Raw genomic sequence first — 598 nt, forward strand, 5'->3', positions numbered from 1 at the left:
CCTGTGGTTGGTAGGGAACGAGCTGATGGTGCGGCTGGGATGGAGCGTAAAGCACCCTGTTGGGTCCTGAAGGAACAACTACGGTTGTTTTCTTCGGATGCCTTGTGCGGGACGGGAGTTCCGCGGGCTGCCAGGCATGGCCTGGTCTCGCATACCGCCGGCGGTTGTCGGGATTTCTGGTGTGGGGCTGTTCGGGTTGTGGGTTGGTCGTTTGTTGAGAATTGCACAGTGGACGCGAGCATCTTTGTGGTCAAGTTGTCAAGGGCGAACGGTGGATGCCTTGGCACCAGGAGCCGATGAAGGACGTGGGAGGCCGCGATAGGCCTGGGGGAGCTGTCAACCAAGCTGTGATCCCAGGGTGTCCGAATGGGGAAACCTGGCTGGAGTCATGTCCAGTCACCCGCACCTGAATACATAGGGTGTGTGGGGGGAACGCGGGGAAGTGAAACATCTCAGTACCCGTAGGAAGAGAAAACAACATGTGATTCCGTGAGTAGTGGCGAGCGAAAGCGGATTGAGGCTAAACCGGCTGCGTGTGATACCTGTCAGGGGTTGCGTGGTCGGGGTTGTGGGACCCTACTGAACATGCTGACACGTG

Annotated in this window: 1 rRNA gene (cut by a window edge); it reads left to right on the top strand. The window is 58.4% G+C overall.

Annotated elements, in window-relative coordinates:
• The first annotated feature begins 248 nt into the window (after positions 1–248).
• Positions 249–598, top strand: a 23S ribosomal RNA gene (locus LPU43_RS28485) (it continues 2,801 nt past the right edge of the window).

The sequence above is a fragment of the Micromonospora okii genome (assembly GCF_020884795.1).
Taxonomy (GTDB): Bacteria; Actinomycetota; Actinomycetes; order Mycobacteriales; family Micromonosporaceae; genus Micromonospora; species Micromonospora okii.